This is a genomic window from Paenibacillus taichungensis (assembly GCF_050994985.1).
GTDB classification, from domain to species: Bacteria; Bacillota; Bacilli; order Paenibacillales; family Paenibacillaceae; genus Paenibacillus; species Paenibacillus taichungensis.
The window spans coordinates 22774-49721 of sequence record NZ_CP194720.1; the positions used below are offsets into that span (position 1 = coordinate 22774).

A 26948-nucleotide genomic window follows, 5' to 3' on the forward strand; every position below is an offset into this window, starting at 1 on the left:
TGGAGGTATCATCTACATGCTGGTTCCTGTTGCGGGCACACATTGCAAATGGTTAGTTGTTGGCGGTAGTTAAATGTGGTCGAGCAAATCCAGATAGTGCTGTCGTAAGGATTCCTTTAGGTGATCTGGCTCCAAGATCTTAATGGACTTGCCGAAGCTTGCGAGATAACGAATGATGAACTCAAGCTCATGGTCTTCATACGACCCGACTAAATAGGAGTATCCAGTTTGTCCAGTATCAGTTCCAGATTCGTTAATAATCCGCATGGATGGAAACTGTTCTTGCTGGAACAGCTCAATCCCGGCTTCATTGATCAGACATTTAAATGGGATAGCGCTCTCTGATGGTTTCCATAACGAGTGGGTATCCTGTAGATTGAGTTCATTAATATGTGGTATAGGTTCGATGTCTGTCACCTCAGACGAGGTGATTCGGTCACATCTGAACACACGGTAGGCCTGTTTATCAAGATCATACGCCTGGCAATACCAGTAGCCTTTCATGGCATAGAGGGCGATGGGCTGAATGGTGCGTATGCTGGGCTTAGTTTTAACGGGATTTGAGCTGTTATCTGGGTTAATACTACTGCTGCGAATATGTTGATACGTAATCTGTATCACTATATTCTGAACAGCGGCCATTAATAGAAATTCCAAATGCTCACTATCCCGGATTTGCTCGGTGTGTCGAAAAGAGACCCGATGCTGGATTTGTTCAATATCCTGTCTCTGGTTTTCGGATAGGGCACTTAGAAACTTCTCGTGAATGGAACGAAAAGAGATCTGAAAGGGCAGGTTGGTAAAGCTGCGTAATGCCTGCATCGCAAAGTAGAGTGCATGAAGCTCACTCGTATTAAACGAAATGGGGGGCAGCTGCATCTGCTGAAGCAAACGATACCCGCCATAACGTCCATATTCGACATAAATGGGAGCACCGATTTCCTCCAATGACGCGATGTCTCGTAATGCAGTTCTCTTGGATATCTGAAACTCCTGCATGAGATCTTGCAGGGTGAAGTGTTGTTTTTGATTTATAAAGCGCAGCATCTGGTTCATTCGTTCCGATTTTTTCATAAAAAAACCTCTCAATGGTGTCATAGATTGGCACCTTTTTTCGTTATAGTAAACAGTGTAATCCAATCAAACGAAGGAGGCAATACAGATGAATTTTGAAGTGATCCCGTTTCTGTCGATGAATGGTGATGCTGCGGCAGCCATTGCTTTTTATGAGAAGTACCTGGGGGCTAATGTGTTATTCAAGAAGAATTACAAAGAGATGAAGGAAATGAATCCGGGGTTTGAGTATCCTGAAGGCCAGGATGAATATATTACACATTCGGTACTCCAGATCGGGGTAAACAAATTGATGATTGCTGAGGAAGAAATGGATACGAGTCGCCCTTGGCAGCTGGGAAACAGTACATCGCTATGTATTCAATCCAAGGATAAAAGTACGATGGATCAGCTGTATACCTCTCTTGTACAACATGAGGACGTGAAAGTGCTCGTGCCTTACGAACAAAATGAATTTAGCCCAGGCTATGGGATTGTACGTGATCCGTTCGGAATTGCGATTCAGCTCTGTGTGACGGTGCATGATTTTTAATAACAGTAAAAATGAATCCGTCATGAGCCTGAAGGATAAATATCCTTTGGGCTCATTTTGAATTCTTTAGAAGTTGTGGTTTTCTACTCCCTAAACTTTCTGCAAACGGGTAGCGTCCAGCTTGGCAAGACGTTTCATCACTTTCTTCAGCATAACGGAGGCTTTGACACGGAGAGGAAGATCGTTGGATATTTCGATGCTGTATGAACCGGCGAGAATCTGCTCTTTGAGCTCGGCAACCGATGCACATGGACGATCCAGCACATTGAATACACTACCGTATTGCAGACACTGGTGGGTATCGCTTCCGGCAGTGACGGGTTTACCGAGGGACTGGGCGAATGGTTCAACCTGCCCGCGGCACGTCTCGATGCCGTATTGGTACATATCCTTGGCGTTCAGATCAAAAGCATCCAAACGTCCCAACAAATCACGGTCCAACTGATACAGTGGGGTGGACTCGCGGAAAGGGTGTGCGCCAATTTTGAGCAAAGGCCAGGCTTCGGCCATATTCAGCAACTCGGCAAAAGGAATGAATGAATTTTTGGCTGTATATGGTTCCAGGCCGCTGCGGACGGCAAGGATATGTTCTTTTTGACCCACCAGCAAAATATGTCCTGTCTCCTGAATATCCACTTCCATGCCGGGAAAAATGCGCAGTCCATCTGCCTCGTAGTACTCTCCGTTGTATGGATAGAGACGATCCAGCGTCTCATAGACTTCGTAGAAGTTACGGGTGTTAAAATGTTCAGTGAGTGCGAGGGCTTCGAGCCCGCTGGCCTTGGCTTCGTTGACCATTTCGGTGAAGTAATCAACCGAGAAATCAGAGTTTTTGGATAATTTTCCGTGAGTATGAAGATCAATGCGCATAGAAGACACTCCTTTATTCCATGAATGGTTAATGGTATGAATAGTTACAGCATTTTATTTTGAATTACAGAATCTCGTAATACCCGCCGACCCAAAACAGCAGTGCAACATAGATTGCCGATCCGGCGAGAAATCCGAGGTCACGTGAGGTGATTTTCAGATGGGCGAGCTTCAGGCGTTTGGATTCGGGATGCTTCATGCCGTACGAAAAACCGCGTGTCTCCAGTGCTTCCACCGTTGTGCGGGAACGTTTGGCGGTAGCCAGCATTAGCGGGAAGAAAGACACAATGAACAGCTTCATATAGTAGACAACGAGTCGCCAGTAGAGCCATCCGTGCCGGGAAGGAACCTGACCCCGCAGTCTGTAGGACAGCATGATGTTGCGGAATTCACCGAACAGCACTGGCAATATGCGATAAGCATAAGAGAGGCTGAAAGAGAACGTAGCAGGCATGCCTAGCGCAAGCAACCCATCACCAATCCGTTCTGGGTCCATGCCGGAAAAGACGGTGATACTCGCTAGCGAGACGATGGACAGCTTCAAGGTGAGCAGCAGCAGGGGGAATGCAGATTCCAGATTGCCCCCGAAGAACAGTGAGATGATAAACATCCACCCGACCTGACCGATCAACCCCAGGCAGAGAATGATAATGATAAAGGGAGCGGCTCTGGACAGTATGGTGGTCGTCACCATCAATAGAAACATGCCAAGCAGCACAGTCCCGTTATGAACAAACCAGGGAACGATGGCAAAAAAGAGATACCAGATCAGCATGGCACGGGGATCAATCCGCGACAGGCTGGCATGTCCGCTGCCATATACAGTATTCATCAGCTCAAGCTGAATGCGTTCAATGGATATTTTGTCAAACCAGTTGCGGACAAGCTGCATGATACATATCCTCCTTGGTGAGTGATTGATTCAACAGGCTATCAACAAAAGCCTCGGTTGTTGATGAAAGTGTAGGCAGTCCCATACGGTGGGAGAGCTCCATGATCTGTGTAAGCGCAAGTCCGGAGCGGCGCAGAAGGGATTCATCTGCAAACACGTCGGCAGGTGTGCCGTCTGCTTCCACCTGACCATTGTGAAGCACGATAACGCGACTTGCCCACTGGGTAACCAACTGCATGTCATGCGTGGCAATGACGGTTGTTCGCACATGCTGATCCAGCTCATCCAGCACACCTATCAGTTCCTCGCGAGTGGCAAGGTCCAGATTAGCGGTAGGCTCATCCAGCAGCATAAGTGAAGGCTTCATGGCTGCACCGATGGCAAGTGTGACACGCCGCTGTTGTCCACCACTGAGAAGCCGGGCATCCCGCTCTTGCAGCGGAGTAAGCCGGAAACGCTCCAGTACATGTGCAATTTGCTGGTCAGCATCCGGGATGCGACGGTTCTTCAGGAAATACGCGACTTCTTTGCGGACACTGTCCTCGATAAACATTTCGGAAGAGTTCTGAAAAATATAGGCGACTTTCCCCGCCAGCTGCTCCAAAGAGGAACGGTGCGTAACTTCGCCCAGAACACTGACACTGCCTTCCTGAGGTAGGCTAATGCCAGCCATCATCTTCAGTAAGGAGGATTTGCCGGCACCATTATTGCCAATCAAGGCAATCCGTTCTCCTTCATGGAGTGAAATATTAACACCACGAATGACTTCATGTTCTTTTTTGCCCAGTCCTCTGTAACGTAGTCGGGTTTGATGAAACTGAACGATAGGAATCAACGGTTCAGCAGTAGAAGCAATCGTTAGGCGCTCGGAATTCACCATCTGATTGGGAACGTCGTGTGCCAAGTTTGAATAGGATGAAGGTTCATTTTGCAAAGAACCGAATGGCATGGATGGGTAGTGCTCGGCAAAATAAACCTTTGCTTCTTCCACAGTAATTGGGAAGCGTTGTCCTGAACTTGAGGGGGCCGCATTTGTTCTTTCTCCCTGCGATAATTCCGCAGCCTGAACAGCTGCCCGTGTCACCTCAGGAGGCTGAATGCCAAGCCGCTCCAGATCGGTAATGCGATTCAAACCTTCCTTGACGGGAAGATTCCACAAGACTCTGCCTTTGTCCATCAGTACCACATCCGCGCAAAAGTTGGCGATAAATTCAGTATGGTGTTCGATGACGATAATCGTCTTGCCATATTCCGTATTCAATTTCGAAAGGCACTCATAGATAAGTCTTGCATGCTGCGGGTCAAGCTGTGAGACAGGTTCATCCACGATCAGGATATCCGGGTCGAGCGACAGAGCTCCGGCCAGAGCGAGCAGATGTTTCTGCCCACCACTCAATTCCCAGATGTATCGGTTATGAATGGCATCCAGACCACACATGGCAAGTGCGCGTTCACCGAGCTCCCGATAGTTGGGCAGTCCGTAATTGAGTGGTGCAAAGCAAGCCTCGTCCAAGACGGTGGGTCGTACGAGCTGGTTGTCGAAATCCTGATAGACGTAACCAATCTTTCTGGACAGGTCTGCAACACTTCGGCCTTCGGCAGGCATGCCGAGTACATGAACTTCACCGGAGAAGTCCCCTGTGTAGAATTGAGGAATAAGGCCATTAAACAACTTGCAGAGGGTGGATTTGCCGCAACCGTTGCTCCCGATAATGGCTGTAAAACTACCTCGTGGGAGTTCGAGCGAAGCTCCATTCAGTACAGGCTCTTCCGAGCCAGGATACGTAAAGATGACATTTTGAATGGAAATGGCAGAATCCGATGCGGGAACAGAAGCTGATGTGGACATTTCATTATGCATAAGGGCGATTCTCCGAACCGGGTACCGTTTTATTTTTGCTCCGTTTAGCGCGCATGATCAGTAATGTCACCACGGCAACCAATGCAGCAGCTCCGATACTAATCCATATTGAAGCCGAACCATATTGATCTGCATAGTCCGTCTCCCAAACAGCGAAGTTGATATCCATTTCGGATAGAGATTCCGCACCAAAGGCAAGTGCAAGCAGCAGCACACCAATCAGGATCAGTTTCGGACGGAAGAAGCCGATACCTTCATATTTCATCCCTGGATTACGAGGTTTGATGCCGAGCAGTGGTTCAATTTTGCCATAGAGCAGTGGGACGAGATACAGCGTAGGCAGCAAAGCGAACAGGATGCCTGAGAACAGTACGTCATTCAGAAAGCCAACCCCTTCGATCAGCACAACACTTTCCGCAAGTCCAGGGACGGCATCCAGCTGCTCTACACCAATCCACACTTTACCGATATCCACCAGTGAACTGAGGAACTGATGAATGATGACACCTGTCATGGCTGCAATTCCGACCTGTCTGCGATTGCGAGGATCACTGACCATACGTCCTGCGACATACATGGCAAAGGCAAAGGTAATGAATTTCTCCAGCTCGCCCAGTCCGCCAAATTGCCCCAGCATCAGCTCACCGAAGATCACTTCGCCAAGAGCCGCACCAAGTGCAGCTATCATGGGGTGGAACAAAATGCAAAGTGTCAGCGGAATGAAGGCAAAGTACTCAACAGACAATTCAATCGGTCCAAGCTGGAGCTTGGGAATAAGCTCTGTGAACATGTTGGACAAGCCGTACAGTGACATGGAAAGCACAAACACCATCATTTTCTGTGAAGACGTCAGCGTATAACGCTCAGTCATCTTCTTCATCGTTACATACCTCCCTGAAAGTTGGTGATCATCATAGCCACAGTCTAGGGGCAGAGTATTAACGGGAGAGAAGACATTTGTAAATCAAATGTAATTTTTATTACACAATCTGAAATTAATGAAAAAAATATTACATACATAACCCACTTCTTATTCTCTCAACTGATATACTGAGTGCAGAGCGAGAAAAGGAGTGCATACGGAATGAATTTGTTTACTCATAAAGAACAGCTATCGCCAGGCCATCTGAAAATTGCTGATTTTGTTGAGCGGAATCCGGAAGAGATTCTGTTCATGACGGAACAGGAGATTGCCGACAGGCTGGGGGTCAGTATTGCGACCGTATCCCGTTTCTGGCGGGCGGTTGGATATGATAATGCCAAAGCGTTCAAAATCCGGCTTCGTACATCCGAAGACACTACACCTGCCCTCAAATTAAATAAAACCATATCCCGCATGGATACGGATAGCCTTCCTGTTCAGTTACTGGAGGCCTCTGTTAGCCATTTGCAGGAGACGTTGTCCCATATGAAGCAGGGGGATCTGGAGCACGCAGCATCCATCCTTGCTGAAGCACGAAGAGTATACGTATATGCTCCAGGGCCCTCCGCTGGTTTAGCGGAATTATTGTCCTTTCGGCTATCCCGATTCGGATTGACGGTCATCCATCTCGCCGGAGGTGGTCATGAATTATTGGAATCACTGATGCACATGCAGCGGGAGGATGTTGTGCTGCTGATGTGTTTTACAAGACTCTTGCCTGAAGCAGAAGTCATTCTGGATTATGCCAGAGACACGGGCAGCAAAGCCGTACTTGTAACAGATCGGGAAGACTTGTTATATGGATTGGCGACGGAGTTATCTTTTTATGTCAGCAGAGGGGAACTTGGCGAATTTCATTCCATGGTTACTCCGCTCCTGTTAATGGAGCAGCTGGTGCTGGCGGTGGGATTGAATCAGAAGGAGCAGGCGCTGTCCAAGCTGGAACGGCTGGCTGATTTGCGGAGTCGGTACGCTGACAAATTGCCGCGAGGTTGATGGATGAAAATAGTAGCGTAATATACAGTGATGACTACAGATAACATCAAAGGTATGGAAGGTTATACCATAATTAGGGGCGGTTAAACCGTCCCTTTTTGTGTTAGCATTTGTTTATGAAATATAATGTTTAGACAGTTAGTTTATTGGGTATAAAAAGGCAAACCGTAACCGAATTGTTATAAATTGATTTGGGAGTGATCCAATTGACTGCAATTGGAGTATACAATAATAGAGTCGTCTCTATTCAGTTGAATACATAATTGCGATACAACAGGAACTGCCAAAATGAGAACGGTTTAATCATGGGAAGAGTCAGGGAGTGGGGATCGCTTTGCCTATAGTAGATGTAGAAAATAAAGATGTTGTCACCGATGCATTGGTCATTAAGGCGATGGAGAAAAGTCTGGCTATCATTCGATTCGATATGGATCGCCGGGTTACGTATGTAAATGAAGTCTTTGCCCAGACGATGGGCTATACCGTAGCAGAGATGTACGGCATGCAGCATGAGCAATTTTGCTTTGACGAATTCGCGAAGAGCCCCGACTATAGCGCGTTTTGGAGCAGTATATTTAACGGCACCAGCTTCCAGGACAAGGTTGAACGCAAGGATGCAAAGGGAAATCCCGTATGGCTTGAGGCGACATATATGCCTGTCTATGATGAGTTGAATCAGAATATTCTGGGTGTGTCCAAAATAGCTACCAACATCACAAACCGTCAAAATAATATTTCAGCTGTAGTTAACGAACTGAAGACGATGTCACATGATCTGAACGAACATGCTGATATCGGCATTGAGCGAAGCCGTGAGCTGATGTCCAGTATCACATATATATCTGAAGTTTCTGCCCACAACCGAGCGACACTGAGTCATTTGCAAGAACAGGCTCGTTCTATTCAGGGAGTTGTTAAAACGATCCGCGAAATTGCGTCGCAGACTCAGCTGTTGGCCCTGAATGCTGCGATTGAAGCGGCACATGCGGGCGAATATGGGCGCGGGTTCGATGTTGTAGCAAAGGAAGTACGCAAACTATCGGCTATGGTCGAAAATTCCATTAATGAGATTCGGGATAGTGTGAATGGGATAACGAAAGAGATTACGAACATCTCTGGCGGAACACAGAAGGTTGAGGGATACGTGGAGCGAAGTCAGCAGCAGATCGAGGTAGCGCTGAATGATTTTACAACCATTGCGGCGTCTGCACACCTACTGGATGAAAAGGCGCAGCACGTAACCAAAATCGTTTAGACAAGGTAAATCCATACCCCATTAGGGAAGCGGGTGCCAGTAGTGGCATCTGCTTTTTTGTTGTTCTAAAAAACGGGAATTATTGTGAGCAATCAGGGAAACAATACTCAATGTTACCAAGAAAGTCTAGATAATGGGGTGAAACCGGATGTGGTCGAAAATACTTGCTTATTTGCCGGAGTGGCCGATGTGGGGACAGGCCTTTTTATTATTTTTGATACCGATATTGTACATGAAAGGGTATCAGTGGTTGCGATCATCCTTAAAAAAAGGGACCTTTTCAAATAAAGATCAACAAAATCAGGATGCATCAACCAATTCTTCTTCGGACGAAGAGACTGGAAATTACGCAAATATAAGGCTGACCGGGGACTATGCTAAGGATCTGATTAGTGTAAAAGCAACGTTTGGCCAGAACTCAGATGTACGTATACGAGAGTTTATGATAAGAGGAACGAATACACCCGCAGCTGTCATCTTCGTGGAAGGGTTAGTTGATCATGATCGTTTAGATACTCACATCTTCACGCCCCTTATGATTAGGGGGGTTCCCGATACAGAGCGGACTATATTTGAAGAACCGAAAGATGAATATGAGCTCAAGGCTTACGTAAAAAGTAGTCTTTTGCCTGTTGGTGAACTTCAGGAAGCGGAGACTCTGCAACAAGCGGCGCAAGCGGTTCTTAACGGCAAAAATGCTCTATTTGTTGAAGGAGTGGCCAGTGCTCTTCTTGTTGGCTCAGCCAAGGGGAAAAGTCGTAGCCTTGAAGAGCCGGTATCTGAGGCACTGCTTCGCGGGCCAAGAATCGGTTTTACCGAGCGGTTAAGTGATAATACCGGAATATTGCGGCAATTCGGAGGTAACAATGAGTTGTTCATGATCAAACATCAGGTGGGAGCCAGGGTTAAGAGGGATCTGGTTATTGCGTACATCGCAGATATTGCCAATGCCGATCTGGTCACTGAGGTGGAAAAACGAGTCCAGAACCTGGACATGGATATCATGCTTGAATCCGGTTATGTGGAACAACTGATTGAAGATGATGAATTGAGTCCTTTTCAACAGATTCAGAATACAGAGAGGCCCGACCGTGTAGTCAGTGGGTTGTTAGAGGGGCGTGTAGCTATTTTACTGGACGGGACACCCTTTGCATTAATAGTGCCATCGACCTTTAGCATGCTGCTTCAATCTCCCGAAGATTATTACGAGCGCTGGATTCCGGGGACGTTTCTGCGTATGCTTCGTTTCTTGGCGGCTACGATTGCACTGCTAGGACCTGCTTTGTATATCTCGTTTATCTCATTCCATCCGGGTCTTATTCCGACCAAGCTAGCTTTAACCATTATTCAAACTAGACAAGGTGTGCCTTTCCCATCTGTTATTGAGGCGCTGATTATGGAAACCTCGATTGAAATTTTGCGGGAAGCAGGCATTCGTCTACCAAAGCCAATTGGACCAGCTATGGGTATCGTAGGTGGTCTAATTATTGGGGATGCCGCAGTACAGGCCGGAATTGTCAGCCCGTTTCTGGTTATTGTGGTGGCAGTCACTGCGATTTCTTCGTTCTCCATCCCTACATATAGTGCCGGAATAACACTTCGTATATTGCGCTTTGTAGGAATGTTCAGTGCGGCGATTTATGGATTGTTTGGGGTAGTCATGTTTTTCTTGTTGCTCTGTAGTCATCTCGTTCGGTTAAAGAGCTTTGGAGTACCTTATGTCACTCCGGCTGTGCCTTACAGCCTGTCGGATTGGAAAGATTTCTTTATTCGAGCACCTTTAGGAATGATGAAGAAGCGTCCAAGTATGATGCATCCAAAAGACCCTGATCGCAAAAAGTAGGCATATCGGATATTCAGGAGGTGAACCATGAATCGTAAACAAGACCAACTGACGACAGTTCAAGCTGCAGCCTTTATCATCAATTACATGTTGGGTGCAGGGATCCTCACACTTCCTCGCACCACGGTGACGGCTGCAGGTACGCCTGACGTATGGATTTCAATAATATTGTCCGGTCTGTTAGTTATGTTAATGGGTATAATCCTCGTAACCCTGTGCCGACGATTTCCAGGAAAGACCGTTTTCCAATTCACTGAAGAAATTACGGGAAAGTGGTTTGCTTATATCTTGGGAGTAATAATCATCGCATATTTCCTTACGATCTCTGCCTTTGAAATCAGGGTGATGGCTGATGTCACCGGTTTATATTTATTGGAGGGAACACCGGCATGGGCCATTGTCATGGTGTTTATGTGGATCGGTTTTTATCTGATCTCGGGAGGTGTCAACTCCATGGCTCGCTTGTATGAGATCATTTTGCCCATTACGCTAATTCTTTTTGTGCTGGCCATTTTTCTGAGCAGCGATCTGTTTGAAATTAATAATTTGAGACCTGTGCTGGGAGAGGGGATTATGCCTGTTATTAAGGGACTTAAGCCTACAACTTTAGCGTATACAGGTTATGAAATCATGTTTGTAGTAATGGCTTTTATGAGAAATCCGGAAAAGGGAAAGAAGGCCATGGTCTGGGGAATCCTTATTCCTATGGGCATCTACTTTATCACCTTGGTGATGGTCATTGGCAGCTTATCCATTGAAGGTATGAAAACAAGAACATGGCCAACCCTGGACTTGATGCGCAGCTTTGAAATCGAAGGTTTGGTCTTTGAACGTTTTGAATCCTTATTGCTTGTAATCTGGATTATGCAGATTTTCTCAACTTTTACCATTACCCATTATGCTGCTTCTCTAGGATGTTCGCAATTGTTTAAGAAAAAGCAGCTGTCATGGATGCTCATTTTGCTTCCCATTATTTATATCATTGCTATGCTACCAGAGAATGCGAACGACACGTTTAAGCTAGGCGATGCTGTCGGATATGTTTCCATATATTTGTTTGGTGTTGTACCACTTTTGCTTCTTCTTTTGAGTATGATCCGAAAAAAAGGAGGAAAGTACAATTGAGCAGGTTCAGAAGGCAATTTACTATTTTGTTCACGTTGTTGCTGCTAGTGTTTACATCAGGGTGTTGGAGTAGTAAAGAGATCGAAGATCTAAGTGTGTATGTGGGTCTGGGACTGGACGTGGCTGAAGAGTCGAAATTTGAAAAGAGTATTAATGCACAAGGAGGTCATTATCCCAAAAACAACAATTTTACAACTACCGTACAGATTGTTCCACGGATTGCACCCAAACAGGAAACTCAAAAAAGTACCGGTGCTTCCGAGGGACAAGCTTTTTTGAATGAAAGGTTAACTGGAGATTCTCTGTTTCAAGTCTTTCGTCAGTTTGCTCTAAGAAGAGACCGTCCGCTCATTGGTCATCATTTAAAAGTTATTGTTGTTTCCCATGAGTTGACCAAAAAATATAGCCTGGAGCAGCTACTTGATTTTATTTTGCGAGATAATGATATCCGTCCCAGTTCCCTTGTTCTGGTGAGTCATGGAACAGCCTTCGAAGCACTTAGCTCCTTAGAACCTGGGGAAATCCCGGCCTTTTATTTAAAGGGAGTGGTGGCTAACTCGTACCGTTCCAATAAAATCCTCCCTCCTGTATCTCTCGCGAAACTTGACGGGAAAATGCAATCAGGAGCAAGCTTTTTGCTGCAGAATGTCATTACAGCTGAGGGGGAACATAAATTTTCTGGGGCAGAGATCTATAAAGGAGAAACGAAAAAATGGATCGGCTCTTTTAACCAGATTGAGCTTGAAGGATTGTCCTGGATCACAGGGGAGGCCCAAGAAGGAGCTGTGAAATCGTACGCTCCACCTAATGGGCATACGGTGACTTATGAAATCAAGTCTACCAAGAGTAAGATTACTCCAATAATCCAAGGTGATAACATTTCTTTTCATGTAAAGATTGAATCAGAGGGCCAACTCATGGAAGATTGGAGTTCTCCAGAAATCCCTTCAACAGACAAGTACATTCAGGAATTGGAGGTAAAGTTTGCTGATACAATAAAAGAACAAATACATCAAGTTATGAGCAAAATGCAGAACACCTATCGGGTGGAAGTGGCCGGATTCGGAGAGCAGTTACGGATCAAACATCCGAAGGTGTGGAAAAAAGTCAAAGAAAATTGGGATGAAACGTTTAGTCAAATTCCTGTGACATATGATGTGAAGTTGAATATTAAAGATTCCGGTTCATCGACGGATTAAAAAAATGAGGGGGAAGTCCGAATTCCCCCTCTTGGAATGCTATTCTTTTGCCTACGTTATTCAATAACCAACATACGAGGGGATGCTTCACGAATATCTCTGGATGATAACCAGGAGCCAAGAGCTGCTGCGCCAATGCTTAGGAAAGCGAACAGAATAATGCCTCCCCAATTTAAAATAAGTGGAAGATGTACAATGCCATATCTAGAGAGAACCGTCTCAAGTAGCATAGGTAGTACATACACACCTACTACGGTACCCAGTACCGCTCCAATAGCGGACAAAATCGTAATTCCCAAAGCAACCGACAATCGAATACGACGAGATGTCACGCCAATGGATTTGTAGATTCCGTACGTTCTGCTTTCTTTGCGGATACTGATCCGGCAGGTACTGAAAATAATGATGAATGTAGCAAGGATAAACAATAACCCAATTAAGCTCATGGGATAGACGAGGATGTCAGCGGCTTCTGCATAGACCGAATCGAGCAGTGTTTTTTGGGTTACGACTGAAGCGGAAGCTTTGAATTGCTCATTTAATTCCCCTGCAACCACATCTGCTTGAGCTGGATGTATTAAATTGATGAAAATGGCATCGAAATCACCGTAAGACGGGTTCACCGTTCTCATGGCATCAATGGTAATCCGACCTGATACGGACATGTTGGAGATCGCTTGATAGATTCCGGTGATGATGAAAGTGCGTTTTTCTCCCTCAATGTAAAGGTCTATGAGGTCACCGAGTCCTTTATTTAATGTCTTAGCGACACTTACACCAATGGCAACTTCATTCGCTTGACGAGGATTATCTCCTTTTAGCGTCTCAAACCCAAGCTCCTGATAACTTCCGTCGAGTACACTCAGATATAGGCTGGTGGATTGGCCCTGCATTTCTGATGTAGACTCTGGACTAACTACTCCGGTAATGTTTCCTTGCCAACCCACAGTTCTAATCCTCGAGTCTTTTCCTAATACTTGCTTCAACTCAGCCTGGGGAAATGTATTTTTGTTAACAACAACAGCTGCGATATTGGCATTGTCATAACCCCATTGAGCGGCAGTCTGATAAATTCCAGTGATGCTGGTCAATAGAACATACCCCAGCACCAGTACGGATGAAGCCATCGTAGTCAGCAGTAGCATCAATACAGAACTTTTGGTGTTCTTGATCAAATTGCGGATTCCGATGACCACGGCTACAGGCAATTGGGCAAAACCAATCCAGTTACCTAGTGGCGAATTTATTCGGTTTGCCAAGCGAGCATGATCCGTCTCTGACATTCCATAGCGGATGGCCAGCACCGGCTGAATGCTGCGTGTTTTTTTGGCATACAGAATGACGAATAATATTACCAGTGCAAACAGGCACACACCTACTAACATGGTTTCACTAATTCCGTTAATCGCAATATGACGATTGCCTACCTGAAGGGAAGACACGGAGATATTAATGATAAATTTCGATACCACCACGCTCAGTGCGAGGCCTGGGAGAATGGCAACAACGGATAGAAAGGAGTACTGGATAACATATGTACCTATGGTTCTGCTTGAAGTGAGGCCCAGTGACTTGAGAATACCGATCGTTTTATAGTTGGCCAGAATGGCATCCGAAATCGTGAATCCGATAGTAATAAGGGCGATTACAAGCATAACAGTACCTAGGAATATCATGATGAATCCAATAATCTGATTGATGATTAGATAGAAAGAGGAGATGCTCTCGAATTCCATCTTGGTTTCCAGGAAAGGAGTTCTCATCTCGCTCGCATAACGTTCCCAATAGCTTGAATTGGTGCTGTAATCGTTGAAATGGATACCCATCATATAATTGTCTTTACCCGCGATTGAATCGAAATCCGTTTGATAATCTGTGGGATTCATCCATACGCGTGCTGTGTTGGTGAAGGGGGCTCCATATGGCACATCGACCACAATGCCAGATACCTTCAGATCGAGTGTGCTGGAACCTGTCTTGAAGCCTATCGTATCTCCTGCCGAGATATTGTAGGCATTAGCCAATGAAGTGGGAATCCAGACCGTACCTCGCTCAGGAATAGCTTTTGAAGTTCCGTTTGAAAAAATGAGTTCATCCACACCCCATGGGGGTGGAGGGGTGTTAAGCATGTAAAGATATACGTTGGGAATATCCGTATCCTTAAAGGCGATGCCTGATAATGTGCGATAGGTCAGCAATGGAGATACTTCGATTCCTCCCTGAGCAGCCCACCATTGATGTGTTTCGTTGGGATCATTCAACCCTTTCTCAAACGTCAGAATCTGATGAGATCCATTGGTTTGATCATGCATATCTTTAAATTGATTGCCTGTGTTGGTCAGGATGATGACTGCCGTAGATACAAGGAGTGTAGAAAGAAGAATCAGCAGAGCGATAAATAGGTTTTGGATTTTACTTCTGCTCAGGTAGGAGAGGCTCAGTTTCAACATAGCAGCCATAAATTACTCCTTCCCCGACACAAACGCAAAGACCATCGATTCCCGATCCTGGATCTGATGTTCGTCATATTTCTCAAACTCCATAATGCCGCCAACCTTACCATCCCGGATGAAAATAAGCCGGTCTGCCCGACAGGCTGCCTTGATATCATGTGTAACCATGACAACGGATTGTCCTTTTCGGTTGATATCCGTCAGGATATCCAACACGGCTTTGCCATGCTCATAATTCAAGCTTCCAGTTGGTTCATCGGCAAAGAGAATATCCGGAGAATTAATTAGAGCACGTGCAATGGCGGCCCTTTGCTGCTGTCCTCCCGAAGTTTGAGAAGGAAGTCGATTGCGCTGACCGTCAATATCCATGGCATTCATGAGTTGAGCGGTTCTTGTTTGTACTTCGTTTTTCTTAGTTCCGGCAATGTACCCCGGCAAAGCGATATTTTCTTTGATGGAAAGGTCGGGGACCAGGTTGATGCTCTGATAAATATATCCGATCCTGCGAATACGGAAGTCGGACATTTCCCGTTCACTATAGGCGTCAATACGTTGATCCCGAAAATAGACTTCGCCGGTGGTCACATGGTCAAGCCCGCTCATCAGATAGAGTAGCGTTGATTTGCCTGAGCCGGAATTGCCCATGATGACTGTGAAGTCCCCTTCATAAATATCAAGATCGACGTTGCGAATGGCATGATATTGTTCACTGCCTGTATTGTACGTTTTGCACAGATTCTGTGCACGAATGATGGTTTTTTTCGCCACGTATGATCACTCCCGATTGTAATATAGGGTTCATTCTAAAGGAGGGATATTGATGAAGCTTTATCAAATTATGAATAAAGTATTACAGGCACCATATGGCCAGACTGAGTCTCTTATTCCTCAGCAGATCGGGAGATTAAACTGAAAGATTGTCCCCTGTCCTTCTTTGCTTGAAAAGGAGATATGTCCTCCGTGCGCCTCAATAATGCTTTTGCAGATAGACAAACCTAGGCCTGTTCCTTCGTGAGCGTTTCTGTTTGACCAGGAAGTCTGGCCTTTAAAATAACGTTCAAAAACAAAAGGCATGTCCTGCGCACGTATTCCCTGACCTGAATCAGCGATTGTAACATTGAGTTGGTCACCTTTTAGCTCTACGTTTATACGAATGGCGTCTCCCGGAGCAGTATGCTTAAGAGCGTTTGAGACGAGATTGGATATGACTTGTTCAATTCGAACAGGGTCCATTTGGATTAATACATTTGGAATGTTTTTGGGTGCTTCATAGATCATTCCACTGGTTAGAACAACATGTCCGATCGGTTTTAACATAAGCTCAAAGGCGGGGCTGCTATATACTTCATACGGCTCCACAGAAATCTGCCCCAGCTCCTGCAATGCATGAACAAGCAGGTCCTCGACAAGACGGGCTGTTTTGTCCGTATTGGTCTGCATGACTTTCATATACTCCATCAGAGTTTCTTTATCGGAGCATATTCCTTCCAGAATAGCTTCTATGTAGGCTTTTACTGTTGTAATCGGTGTTTTGATATCATGAGAAATATTGGTAATGAGTTCTTTTTGCGCAGTTTCCTGCCGGATACGAAGTTCGCTTAAATGCATAATTTCTGTACGCATCAGATCAAACATGGCGTATAGTTCGCTCATCTCATCCATGCGGTTATACTGTATCGGTTCACTATATTTCCCTTTGAGAATGGATTCAGCATGTTGCTTCAACTGATGAATGGGGGAGAGCAGCTGTGTCTTAAATTTTCTCTTCATCAACACCAGATAAATGCCAAGAACCATAGAGGTGATCAAAAGCGTACCCAAAATAAAGAAAGGGAATATCACCGTTTCTTTCACCGTAACCATGGACTTAGGAATCGTGAAGAGAGCATTGCCAATCTGGCTTCCTTCGGGACCATCCATAACAGGAAAAGCGATGTTAAGCGAATCGTTTCCGTTCGTGGCCTGTACGGCATGATTTAGATCATAATGCAGGGCTGATCGCAGATTGACTTGTTTTCCTTCGGAGGTGGGAGAAGAGGACAGCAATATAGTCCCATCTAATCCAACATAGGAAAGCTCAACCCCAATTTCCTTGACGATGGAAAGAAGATGTTCTCGTACTCTTGTTTCCTGCAGGAGATGAATGTTCTGCTCCAGGTTGAGCAGGATGGGGTTAACCCGGAGACGAACTTGCTGGATCGACAATGTAGACTCAGTCGAATTTCTGGTTTCAAGCAGATTAAGAAATAAAACCAGACTGCATCCGACCAGAATAATCAGGAGGAAGAATGTTGTTTTGAGCCATCGTGCGGACCATGTGTTTAGTGACAAGTTGCCTCCTCCAATCTTTGCCTATTCATGATTGAATTTGTATCCGACGCCCCAGACGGTCTTTAGAACAGCAGGATGGGAAGGGTCTGCCTCAATTTTTTCTCTTAGTCTGCGAATATACACGGTCACCGTATTTTCATCTCCGTATGCAGCATATCCCCAGATCGCATCCAGCAATTGAGACTTGGAGAAGACCTGGTTTTTATTGCTCGCCAGATAATGCAGCAGCTCAAATTCCTTGGCGGAAAGAGAAACCTCGTTACCGTCTAGGCTAACTTTATAGGCTTTCTTGTCAATTTCCAGGTTAGCCAAACGTAGCAGATCTGTTCTGTCCCGCTCGCTCGCTAAAGTTAAACTGTCATATCGTCTAAAGTGCGCATTAATTCGTGCGAGTAATTCGCTCAGGGAGAAGGGTTTGGTCATATAGTCATCCGCCCCAAATCCCAGGCCGAGTACCTTGTCGGTATCACTGCCTCGTGCACTCAATATGAGAATGGGAATGTTGTTTCTCCGCCGAATTTCCCGGCATACATCGATCCCGTCCATATCCGGAAGCATGATGTCCAGAATAATATAATCCGGCTGCAACATGTCCATCATCTGCAACCCGTCTTGTCCATTGCTGGCCACTCCGGCTTCATACTGATTTTTGGTCAAATAGTCTCGCAAAATGCGCGAAATATCATGTTCGTCTTCAATAATTAAGATTTTACGTTTAGTTTCCATTGAAATCTCTCCAAATAGTAGAGTGGTAGAGTATAAGACTAACTTATGTATGAATCTGTAAGAATACTATATTTTAACTATACAGGTTTGTTTTCGTGAAGTCATGGGATCTAGTAGAGGTTTTTTTGAAAGAAAGCAGCCGATTGAAAATCAGCTGCTTTCATCATGAAGAAAGAAGAGGATCGAGCACAACTACACTTATAAATGCTCTAAATCGATGGATTGATGAGCCTGGGATTTGAGATATTCGGCCGGGGACATTCCAAAATGGGATCGGAACACTCTGTGAAAATAGGAATAGCTTGCAAAGCCGCATGTTTCGGCAATATGCTCCAAGGTCATATCACTGTACTTCATACGCTCCAAGGCAGCGTTCAGTCGAATTTCAATCGCATACTGGATCATCGTTTGGCCATAGTGCTCCTTGAACAATCGCACCGCACGAGATAGGCTTAGTCCTGCGTAGCGGGCGGCTTCTTCGAGTTTGAATGTGACAGTAGCATGCTCTTCAATGAATCGTTTCAGCTTCAGTGTTGAGGAAACAGAACGATCCGTCTGGATATTCTCCTTGATGGCCCGATCGATATACAGACACAAACCGCGCAGCAGTGCATCACTCAGTTCTATATTTTCCTCCAGCGGTCCACGGCGTTTCTCCAGGAGCATACTGCGCCAGAGACTGACCAATTTATCATCCAGCCCAATGTGGCTCACCGTGGATCGATGGTGACGCTTCCACCAACTATCAATCCATTCCCCTTCACAGAACAAATAATAGTCTCCGCTGGATAACCTGCCCTCCTTATGGGGTTCTTCTACCACGAGGTGATAATCGTCTCCGGGTTTAAGCAGTAGTAAATCGCCGCCAGTCATCTTAAATTCTTCATCCTGCACATATACCTTGCAAGAGCCTTCGGTTTGCAGACGGAACAGATAAGTCTGCAACTCGCCCTTCATATTATGGTTAAACGCCTTATAGTGATAGGAATAGTCACAGATCAGTACTGAGGTTTCCAAAAGATGTAATCCTCCAAATTTAAAAATTTGATCAGATAGTTCATGTTCTGACGATATTGTATATGTTCATTCTAGCCTGTTTTGCGTTAGGATGATACCAGATAGAGCAATGAAAGCAAATTTGAGAGCAGAGGTGCATCTATTATGAAAAAACTTAATATTGGTTTGCAATTGTTTACACTCCGTGATGAAACTGCAGCAGATTTCCGTGGAACTTTGCGCAAGGTAGCAGAGCTTGGTTATGAAGGTGTCGAATTCGCCGGATATGGTGACATTCCTGCCGAAGAAATGAAAGCGCTATTGGATGAACTTGGACTGAAAGGTTTCAGCAGCCACGTTTCATTACATGCTATGCGTGAAGATCTGCAACAACAAATCGACTACCTCAAAACTATTGGGGCTCAATATATGATCTGCCCTTACCTGATGCCTGAAGATCGTCCAGAGAATGCAGAAGGCTGGACCAAACTGTTCAACGAATTGCAACAATATGGTGCAGAAGCGACTAAACAAGGTCTGATCTTCGGTTATCATAACCATGATTTCGAATTCCACGGTCAGGTTGGCGACGAAAATGCCTTTGATGCAATGTTTGTACAAACGACACTTGAAGCAGTTCAAGTGGAAATGGACGTATGTTGGGTACAATTTGCTGGACAAAATCCGATTGAGTATATCAACAAATATGCAGGTCGTCTGCCGTTGCTTCACTTGAAAGACTTCAGTAAAGACGAACAGGGCCAAATGAAGACATTGGAACTGGGACAAGGTTCCGTTAATCTGCCAGCTGTTATTGAAGCAGCTACGAGTGCAGGTGTAGAATGGCTGATCGTGGAACAGGACGTTTGCCAGAATCCACCGCTTGAAAGCGTAGCCAACAGCCATAACTGGCTGAAGCAGAATTACTTGAACCAATTCTAATTTATTTGTCAAAGGAGACATTTGTACATGAGTAAAATTAAAGTTGCTGTATTCGGCTGTGGAGCCATTGCCGAGCGCAGACATATTCCAGAGTACGCTGCCAATGAGAACGTAGAACTTGTCGCTTTTGCCGATCCGATCGTGGAGCGTGCGGAGAAGATGGCCGAAACTTACGGCGGTAAAGCTTACTCTAGCTACGAAGAATTGCTTGCAAGCGAAGAAGTGGATGCAGTCAGCGTTTGTACGCCGAACTACCTGCATGCCTCGATGGCCATTGCTGCTGCGAATGCCGGTAAACATGTACTGGTGGAAAAACCGATGGCGGTTACTACCGAAGAAGGCGAGCAAATGATTGAAGCTGCCAAGAAAAACGGTGTGTATCTGATGGTTGGACACAACCAGCGCTTGATGCCTCCACACGTGAAAGCCAAAGAAATTCTGGACTCCGGCAAACTGGGTAAAGTCCTGAATTTCCGTACTTCCTTTGGTCATCCGGGTCCGGAAGGCTGGAGCGTAGACGGTGCAGAAAGCTGGTTCTTCCGTAAAGAAGAAGCGATTATGGGTGCCATGGGTGACCTGGGCGTGCACAAATCGGACTTTATCCGTTATTTGCTGGATGATGAAGTATCCGAAGTTGCTGGTTTCATCAGCACACTGCACAAGGAAAACACCAAAGTGGACGATAACGCAACATGCCTGCTTCGCATGAAGAGCGGTGCAATCGGTACGCTGGTAGCGAGCTGGACACAATACAGAGCAGGAGATAACAGTACAGTTCTGTGGTGTGAAAATGGTGTGATGAAGATCGGAACGGTAGATGGTGACGAGGTTATCGTTGAGCTGACTAACGGCACGGTTGAAACATACAAAGTTGGCGCAATGTCTACCAACGAGAAACAAGTACCAAGCGGCGTTATTGATGCTTTTGTAGAATCGATTGTAACGCAAACACCTCCAAGCATTTCCGGTGAAGAAGGTTTGCGTTCTCTGCAAGTGATTCTGGCAGCATTTGAATCTGAGAAGACTGGTCAGATCGTGAAGCTGTAATCGTAAGGATATCATTATCATTACTTTAATTAGTGTGACTATCTCATATTAAAAAGGGGCTTACCTCCAGAGAAATATTTCTGGCGGGTAGTCTCTTTTTATTACTTTTTTCATGACAATCAGCAATACGTATAGAGGACAGCGGAACCCGGTGTTTGGCGATATGGGGGGCATAACGAGCAACGATTCGTTGTTTTATAGATAGTTACTATGTTTGAACCGTTAACTGGCATTTCAAAAAGGACTGACCACTCCGCTACATCGCGGAAGAGTCAGTCCCTTAATCTTTACACTTAATTCAAAGCGTATATATCTGTATTAGATACTAGGCTTCACATCACTGCCGAGATCCAGCCATGCTAATTCTTCAGGAGATAGGGTGATACGTGATCCTTCGTCACAGGAGAGCAATTCTGCCTGATTCTGGGCACCTATCAACGCACAGGTTGGAAACGGCTGATTCAATACATAAGCGAGAGCAATCTGGATGGGGGAAGTCTTTTTCGACTCGGCCAATTGTTCAGCACGGTGCAAACGTTCCCAGTTACCGTCACTGTAAAACACACGAACCAGATCTTCATTGTCCCGAACTTCAGGTGTGAATCGTCCGGTAAAGAAGCCACGAGCCTGGGATGACCAGGACAGCAAAGGAAGCTTAGTGCGTTCATGCCATGCCAGTGTTTCTTCGTCTGCCGATACACATCCGGCCCAGAACGGTTCGTTCGCTTTGGCGAGACTGAGATTTGGACTGCTGAATGTAAAACCTTTCAGACCGTTAGCAGCAGCATATGCGTTAGCTTCCTCCAGCCGCTGCCAGGTCCAGTTGGAGGCGCCGATTGCGCCGATTTTGCCGGATTCAATATGTTCATTCAACGCTTCGAGAATCGCGCCAACAGGGATGTTTGGATCATCCCGATGCAGGGCATAGAGCTCCACATGTTCCGTTTGAAGCCGCTCCAGACTGGTAAGAAGGTCACTGCGGATAGCATCAGCATTAACACGTGGGCCGTTCTGGTCATGATGCGCACCTTTGGTCAAAATAACGATCTCGTTACGGTTACCCCGTTCCTGCATATAACGTCCGAGCACTTCTTCACTTTGCCCGCCACAATAAATATGCGCGGAGTCAACGGTATTACCGCCAATCGCCAGGAATGCATCCATGTTCGTAGCTGCTTTTTCATAGGAATCATGGTAAAAATAATCGGTTCCTTTAATCAATCGGGAGATAGGTTTTCCTGCACCAGCAATTTCAATGTATTCCATAATTCAGTTCATCCTCTCTTCTTATAGTGTAATGCGTGTACGTTCTTCCGCTGAACGAAGGCAAGCTTCGAGTACTTTCATATTGGCTATAGCATCGGATGGATCGAAGCGCAGAGCTTTACCTTGAAGCACAGCTCGTGCCATATCGTCGCCCTGGAGGGAGTAGTGATTGACCTGTGGGACTTCAATCTCCTTACGCTCACCGTCAACAGTTACGAAGAAGTTGGAGCTGCGATCCCGATTGCTGATAAAGGCAGAAGGAACCTCGATGATGCCATCTGTTCCAAGTACCTCCAGTGTGTTGCGGAAGGCTGCCCACATGCTGCTGTCAAAGGTGACGCCAATATGATTGTCGAACTCAAGCAAGCCGGAAGCCATCATATCCACATGATCATGTTCAGGGGAGAACATGCCGATGACGGTTGCCGCCGAAGGCTCTTGGCCAAGTATCAAGCGTGCTGCACTGATGGAATAACAGCCGATATCATACAGCGCGCCGCCGCCCCAATCACGCCGAAAGCGAACATTACCTGTTGAGCCTGAACTATTGAACGAAAATGTACTATGAATGCCGCGGATCTCACCAATTTCTCCGCTGGCGATAATATCTTTAATCTGATCATAACGTGGATGATGACGGTACATGAGAGCTTCAGCCAGATGTACACCAGCGTCTTCGCAGGCTTGCACCATTTCCTGAGCTTCCTGCTCCGTCAGTGCCAGTGGTTTCTCACACAAAATATGTTTACCAGCTTCTGCGGCACGGAGTGTCCACTCCCGGTGCAGATGGTTCGGAAGCGGGATGTAGACCGCATCAATGGAATCGTCAGCAAGCAAAGCTTCATAGCTACCATAAGCTTGAGGAATGCCGAGTTTCTCAGCAGTTTGTTTTGCTTTTTCTTCATCTCGACTAGCAATGGCAGTCACTTCATTCAACTCGGATTGCTGCAAACCTGGAATAACGGATCCTACGGCAATGCTAGCGCTACCAAGAATTCCCCAGCGCAGTTTTCGATCTGAATTCATTTGTTGTTTCCTCCTATGAATGAATGTATATTGTGATTATAAATAATAGATGGATTAATGAAAATGATAATATATTGAAATGAGTTAACACAATATTGTTTAGAAAAGAGAATGGGCCATGATGAGACAGACTGTACTGCTAACCTTGCAGGATATTCCATACTTTTGTTATCCAGAATCTGTTGGACTTTATGTTGACCACCCTGAGCACACCGTATTACGTGAGGCTGGCGCACTTAACAACTTCAATATTCACTACGTTGCTGCGGGCAAGGGGTACGTGGAAGTGGAGGGAGTAGTGCATGAGCTTCGTGCGGGTCAGGCTGTACTGTATTTCCCGCTGCAGCGGCAGCATTATTACAGCAGCGAAGATGATCCATGGGATGTACGATGGGTTCATTTTTACGGTGAACGGCTGCATGATTATATGATAGAACGGGGGTTGCACCGCAATCTGTTGTGGACGCTGCGGCAGCAGGCTCCATGGGAAGAAGCACATATGGCCCTACTAAATGAAGCCGAGCAGAACCGGATGCTGCGTCCTGCCCAGCTATCTACCCTGACCTACGCTGTGCTGGCTGAGTTCGTACAGCATGCGGTTCCACTAAAAAGCACACGCACAAGCAAGGCTGAGAGTCGTATCCTTGGACTGCTTCCACAGATGCAGCAGGAGGCATGCCAACCGTTTTTGTTACAGGATTGGGCGGATATGGCGGGTGTGAGTTCGTATTACTTTTGCAAAATGTTCAAGAGTGCCGTGGAAATGACCCCGATGGAATTTATAACCCGTTCGCGGTTACAGATGGCGAAGCAGTGGTTGCTGGAACGGCCAACGGCCAACATTGGACAGATCGCAGAGGAGGCGGGGTACCCAAATGCCAGTTATTTTAACCGCCAGTTTTTAGCCCATGAAGGCATGACTCCGACCGATTATCGCGGGCTTTACCACAGTTAAAGGTATGTTGTCCGTTTGTTGATTCTGTGGAAATCTTCGACGTTTGACAGAGCGTTCAATCAAGTCTATTATAGATAAATTAAATCCGTATATAATGAGGTGCCCTCATGAAATATTCGAAAGCTACAAACTATGCCCTGCACACCATGCTTTTCCTGGTTGCAACCGAACCGGAACAACTGGTCAGTGTACATCAATTAGCTGAGATGCAAAAAGTATCTCCAACCTATTTGTCTAAAATATTGACCAAGCTGGTCAAAGCCGGCATGATCGAATCGACTTCGGGTGCCAATGGTGGTTATCGGCTTAGCCGGAAGAATCCGGACCCTTCATTTTTGGAGATTATCCATGCCATTGAGGGACAGGCTTCCTTGTTCGAATGCTCGCAGGATCATAACGAAGGCTGCCTGATTCAGCAGGTGATGGTCCGTGCGGAAGAAGAGATGGAGAGTTATTTGCACAATAAAAAAATGTCTGAGCTGGCTGCCCAGATGAAAGCTGCACATTCCGTATAACCTGAATCGGAGGTCCAGTTGATCCTATAGCTGCGCCTGTTGAACAGCGAATTTAAAAACCTTCCTCCCCGCTTAAGGGGGATGGAAGGTTTTTTTGCTGTACTCGGATGAGGATTGAAGTTGAAGTTATAAGTCTACAGAGGACTCTGGAAGAGAGCAATACAAGGTATACCCTCAGCATCAGAGTGCTTCAACGATAGGAGAAGATAGTTAATATACAAACGTATAATATGCCATTGTACCTAATATGAGTGGAATGGTACAATAAGGAAGAAATTTATTAATACATATTTGCTTACATCTTAGATTTCTGGAGGGACAACACATGAGCCAATCAACCATTACAGAACTGGAACAACTGCTTGCACTGGAAAACATTCGGAACACCAAAGCGCGCTATTGCCGTTATATTGATACGAAGCAGTGGGATACATTAGGTGAAGTGTTCGCTCCGGATGCCGTAGCTGATTTCAGTACAGAAGGCAATCCAATCCCGGTATTAACAGGTCGGGACACCATCGTTCAAGTATTCCGGGATTTGGTGGATGTTGCCGTAACTGTGCATCATGTACATAGCGCCGAAGTTGAATTTGTATCCAAGAATGAAGCCAAAGTCATCTCTCCAATGGAAGATTGGGTGACGTTCCCTGAAGGCAATGTCAATAAATCCTTTCACGGATTTGGACATTACCATGAAACGTTTGTCAAAATCGATGGTCAATGGCTCATCCAGCATACCAGCCTGAAGCGTCTACGTCTGGATCTTTTTGAATAGTGTTTGTATTCATATAAATGATATTGAAACGATGATAAACAAAACCCCAAGAGCGCTATAGCTGCGTCCTCATGGGGTTTTGTTTTGTTCAAGCTGTTACCTTCACTCAGGATTGCATGCGGATTGCTTAGAGTGAAAGTGTCTGACGTTTTTCTTTTGATAATTGTTGTGTGACAACAAGCATACCTAATGAAATCAGAACAAGGAGTAGACATACCCAATAGGAATTTCGATATCCCCACACTCCCGCTGTCCATCCCCCGACCAGACTACCAAATAATCTTCCCAACGTGGAAGCATTGGAATAGAGAGTTGATGCATAGCCGGGCATGGACGGAAGCAGATCCTGCATGTAACTGATCCCGATAGCAGAGATAACGGCGACAAAGAATGCGAGCAATAGTTGTCCGGCCAGCAAGTGCCACAGTTCCGTGGAGAACAAAACTATTACATAATAAGCGACACCCATCAGGGAGCCCCATAACATGAGTGAGCGGTTGGGATATTTTGAGGCGAGCAGACCCAAACCTAGCATAATGGGAATTTCAAGCCCCGCGCATAAACTGGAGATCCAGCCAACTTCCCGGGTTCCCCCGCCCAGATGGTGAATAATGAACAGAGATGCATTCAGGTTATTCATCCAGTGTGCCATATACAGAAGTGTGGTAATGAGAAACGGCATGTAGATTCTTGCATCCTGATGCAATTTTATGTGTATGCCACCCGAAGATGCACCGATAGAAGGAGGCTCGGGAGCTTTTTTTAACAGAAAGAAAAATAATAACGCATTGATCAAAAAAATAAAACACGTTGAGCTGAAAATGCCGATGTACCCAATATAGGCAATCAGTAAAGTTCCGAGTAAAGGTCCCGTAATAAACCCCAATGAAAACGCGGAGCGCAGGGTTGAATTGGCCACAGCATGATCGACGTCCGTTGCGGAATTAACCGCTTCTCTTGCAGCTGCGAACAATTGTGGCATGGCGGGAGATCCGAGTGCAGTCAGTACCGTCATATAGATGAATAATAAAGTGAAGTCGTGAATCCACAGATACCCGGCAAATGCAAGAGCATTGCAAATCATGGCAGACACCAGAATTTTTTTGCGAGCCCCGGGTTGATCCGATCGTCTGGCGATCCAGGAACTGAACAGCACACCCGCCATAAGTGTTACTGCAGTGAATAATCCGAATGTTGCGATGGATACTTCGAGGCGGGTTGTAAAGTAGACCGCAAGAAAGGGCGCGCTGATTGAAATAGCCATACCTTGCAACAACATACAAACGAGAAACAGCCGGTATGTAGGGATACGAAATAGTGAATTAAACTGTTGAAGCTTCATGTGCA

Annotated in this window: 24 protein-coding genes; 11 read left to right on the plus strand and 13 right to left on the minus strand. The window is 45.8% G+C overall.

The window, feature by feature from the left end; all coding sequences use genetic code 11:
• Positions 1 to 69: 69 nt before the first annotated feature.
• Positions 70 to 1074: a helix-turn-helix transcriptional regulator gene (locus tag ACR1R9_RS00155; protein WP_326067296.1), complete on the minus strand. Its 1005-nt coding sequence runs from the start codon at positions 1072 to 1074 to the stop codon at positions 70 to 72.
• Between the two features lie 88 nt (positions 1075 to 1162).
• Between ACR1R9_RS00155 and ACR1R9_RS00160 the strand changes: the two genes are divergently transcribed.
• The gene (locus tag ACR1R9_RS00160) at positions 1163 to 1606 is read left to right on the plus strand and encodes a VOC family protein (protein ID WP_433921959.1); all 444 of its coding nucleotides are present in this window, start codon (positions 1163 to 1165) and stop codon (positions 1604 to 1606) included.
• 90 nt (positions 1607 to 1696) lie between these two features.
• On the opposite strand, the gene ACR1R9_RS00165 is transcribed toward ACR1R9_RS00160, so the two are convergent.
• The 4 genes from ACR1R9_RS00165 to ACR1R9_RS00180 all read right to left on the minus strand — a co-directional run bounded on the left by ACR1R9_RS00165 (position 1697) and on the right by ACR1R9_RS00180 (position 6109).
• Positions 1697 to 2476, minus strand: a complete 780-nt coding sequence (locus ACR1R9_RS00165) for a PHP domain-containing protein (RefSeq protein WP_175381715.1) — start codon at positions 2474 to 2476, stop codon at positions 1697 to 1699.
• 64 nt (positions 2477 to 2540) lie between these two features.
• Positions 2541 to 3368: an energy-coupling factor transporter transmembrane component T family protein gene (locus ACR1R9_RS00170; RefSeq protein ID WP_076291166.1), complete on the minus strand. Its 828-nt coding sequence runs from the start codon at positions 3366 to 3368 to the stop codon at positions 2541 to 2543.
• Positions 3343 to 5229 carry an ABC transporter ATP-binding protein gene (locus ACR1R9_RS00175; protein ID WP_433921958.1) on the minus strand — a complete coding sequence of 629 codons (1887 nt, stop codon included), beginning with the start codon at positions 5227 to 5229 and terminating at the stop codon, positions 3343 to 3345. Before ACR1R9_RS00175 ends, ACR1R9_RS00170 begins: the two co-directional genes overlap by 26 nt.
• Positions 5222 to 6109, minus strand: coding sequence for a cell division protein FtsQ (locus tag ACR1R9_RS00180; RefSeq protein WP_076291167.1), 888 nt, complete (start codon positions 6107 to 6109; stop codon positions 5222 to 5224). Before ACR1R9_RS00180 ends, ACR1R9_RS00175 begins: the two co-directional genes overlap by 8 nt.
• 204 nt (positions 6110 to 6313) lie before the next feature.
• On the opposite strand from ACR1R9_RS00180, the gene ACR1R9_RS00185 reads away from it, so the two are divergent.
• The 5 genes from ACR1R9_RS00185 to ACR1R9_RS00205 all read left to right on the plus strand — a co-directional run bounded on the left by ACR1R9_RS00185 (position 6314) and on the right by ACR1R9_RS00205 (position 12569).
• Positions 6314 to 7147: a MurR/RpiR family transcriptional regulator gene (locus ACR1R9_RS00185; protein WP_433921957.1), complete on the plus strand. Its 834-nt coding sequence runs from the start codon at positions 6314 to 6316 to the stop codon at positions 7145 to 7147.
• 334 nt (positions 7148 to 7481) lie between these two features.
• Entirely contained in the window at positions 7482 to 8402 is a 921-nt protein-coding gene (locus tag ACR1R9_RS00190; RefSeq protein ID WP_326067302.1) for a methyl-accepting chemotaxis protein, read from the plus strand.
• 148 nt (positions 8403 to 8550) lie between these two features.
• Positions 8551 to 10245 carry a spore germination protein gene (locus ACR1R9_RS00195; RefSeq protein ID WP_099858522.1) on the plus strand — a complete coding sequence of 565 codons (1695 nt, stop codon included), beginning with the start codon at positions 8551 to 8553 and terminating at the stop codon, positions 10243 to 10245.
• A gap of 27 nt (positions 10246 to 10272) precedes the next feature.
• Positions 10273 to 11370 (plus strand): spore germination protein, encoded by a 1098-nt coding sequence (locus ACR1R9_RS00200; RefSeq protein WP_433921956.1) that lies wholly within the window; start codon positions 10273 to 10275, stop codon positions 11368 to 11370.
• Positions 11367 to 12569, plus strand: a complete 1203-nt coding sequence (locus ACR1R9_RS00205) for a Ger(x)C family spore germination protein (protein ID WP_433921955.1) — start codon at positions 11367 to 11369, stop codon at positions 12567 to 12569. Before ACR1R9_RS00200 ends, ACR1R9_RS00205 begins: the two co-directional genes overlap by 4 nt.
• 56 nt (positions 12570 to 12625) lie before the next feature.
• On the opposite strand, the gene ACR1R9_RS00210 is transcribed toward ACR1R9_RS00205, so the two are convergent.
• The 5 genes from ACR1R9_RS00210 to ACR1R9_RS00230 all read right to left on the minus strand — a co-directional run bounded on the left by ACR1R9_RS00210 (position 12626) and on the right by ACR1R9_RS00230 (position 19096).
• Entirely contained in the window at positions 12626 to 15028 is a 2403-nt protein-coding gene (locus ACR1R9_RS00210) for an ABC transporter permease (protein WP_433921954.1), read from the minus strand.
• 3 nt (positions 15029 to 15031) lie between these two features.
• Complete coding sequence (locus ACR1R9_RS00215) at positions 15032 to 15790, minus strand: ABC transporter ATP-binding protein (RefSeq protein WP_433921953.1); 759 nt, start codon at positions 15788 to 15790, stop codon at positions 15032 to 15034.
• 120 nt (positions 15791 to 15910) lie between these two features.
• The gene (locus ACR1R9_RS00220) at positions 15911 to 17353 is read right to left on the minus strand and encodes a sensor histidine kinase (RefSeq protein ID WP_433921952.1); all 1443 of its coding nucleotides are present in this window, start codon (positions 17351 to 17353) and stop codon (positions 15911 to 15913) included.
• Positions 17354 to 17374: 21 nt separating this feature from the next.
• Positions 17375 to 18079, minus strand: a complete 705-nt coding sequence (locus tag ACR1R9_RS00225) for a response regulator transcription factor (protein WP_433921951.1) — start codon at positions 18077 to 18079, stop codon at positions 17375 to 17377.
• 198 nt (positions 18080 to 18277) lie between these two features.
• The gene (locus ACR1R9_RS00230) at positions 18278 to 19096 is read right to left on the minus strand and encodes a helix-turn-helix domain-containing protein (protein WP_076291176.1); all 819 of its coding nucleotides are present in this window, start codon (positions 19094 to 19096) and stop codon (positions 18278 to 18280) included.
• Positions 19097 to 19240: 144 nt separating this feature from the next.
• Between ACR1R9_RS00230 and ACR1R9_RS00235 the strand changes: the two genes are divergently transcribed.
• Both ACR1R9_RS00235 and ACR1R9_RS00240 read left to right on the plus strand, forming a co-directional pair.
• Entirely contained in the window at positions 19241 to 20017 is a 777-nt protein-coding gene (locus ACR1R9_RS00235; protein WP_433921950.1) for a sugar phosphate isomerase/epimerase family protein, read from the plus strand.
• A gap of 27 nt (positions 20018 to 20044) precedes the next feature.
• Positions 20045 to 21064, plus strand: a complete 1020-nt coding sequence (locus ACR1R9_RS00240; protein ID WP_063567071.1) for a Gfo/Idh/MocA family protein — start codon at positions 20045 to 20047, stop codon at positions 21062 to 21064.
• Positions 21065 to 21382: 318 nt separating this feature from the next.
• Here the strand turns inward: ACR1R9_RS00240 and ACR1R9_RS00245 are convergent, their stop codons facing one another.
• Together ACR1R9_RS00245 and ACR1R9_RS00250 are read right to left on the minus strand one after the other, a co-directional pair.
• Positions 21383 to 22330: an aldo/keto reductase gene (locus ACR1R9_RS00245; RefSeq protein ID WP_076291177.1), complete on the minus strand. Its 948-nt coding sequence runs from the start codon at positions 22328 to 22330 to the stop codon at positions 21383 to 21385.
• A 21-nt stretch (positions 22331 to 22351) separates the two neighbouring features.
• Positions 22352 to 23356: a Gfo/Idh/MocA family protein gene (locus tag ACR1R9_RS00250; RefSeq protein ID WP_175381708.1), complete on the minus strand. Its 1005-nt coding sequence runs from the start codon at positions 23354 to 23356 to the stop codon at positions 22352 to 22354.
• A 118-nt stretch (positions 23357 to 23474) separates the two neighbouring features.
• Here ACR1R9_RS00250 and ACR1R9_RS00255 point away from each other — a divergent pair, with 118 nt between their 5' ends.
• From ACR1R9_RS00255 to ACR1R9_RS00265, 3 genes are all read left to right on the plus strand, one after another.
• Positions 23475 to 24311 carry an AraC family transcriptional regulator gene (locus ACR1R9_RS00255; protein WP_072735596.1) on the plus strand — a complete coding sequence of 279 codons (837 nt, stop codon included), beginning with the start codon at positions 23475 to 23477 and terminating at the stop codon, positions 24309 to 24311.
• 107 nt (positions 24312 to 24418) lie between these two features.
• Positions 24419 to 24826, plus strand: coding sequence for an Rrf2 family transcriptional regulator (locus tag ACR1R9_RS00260; protein ID WP_076291179.1), 408 nt, complete (start codon positions 24419 to 24421; stop codon positions 24824 to 24826).
• A gap of 325 nt (positions 24827 to 25151) precedes the next feature.
• Positions 25152 to 25601, plus strand: coding sequence for a nuclear transport factor 2 family protein (locus tag ACR1R9_RS00265; protein ID WP_433921949.1), 450 nt, complete (start codon positions 25152 to 25154; stop codon positions 25599 to 25601).
• Positions 25602 to 25728: 127 nt separating this feature from the next.
• Here ACR1R9_RS00265 and ACR1R9_RS00270 read toward each other — a convergent pair whose 3' ends face one another.
• Positions 25729 to 26943 carry a sugar efflux transporter gene (locus ACR1R9_RS00270; protein ID WP_433921948.1) on the minus strand — a complete coding sequence of 405 codons (1215 nt, stop codon included), beginning with the start codon at positions 26941 to 26943 and terminating at the stop codon, positions 25729 to 25731.
• Between the last annotated feature and the right edge of the window lie 5 nt (positions 26944 to 26948).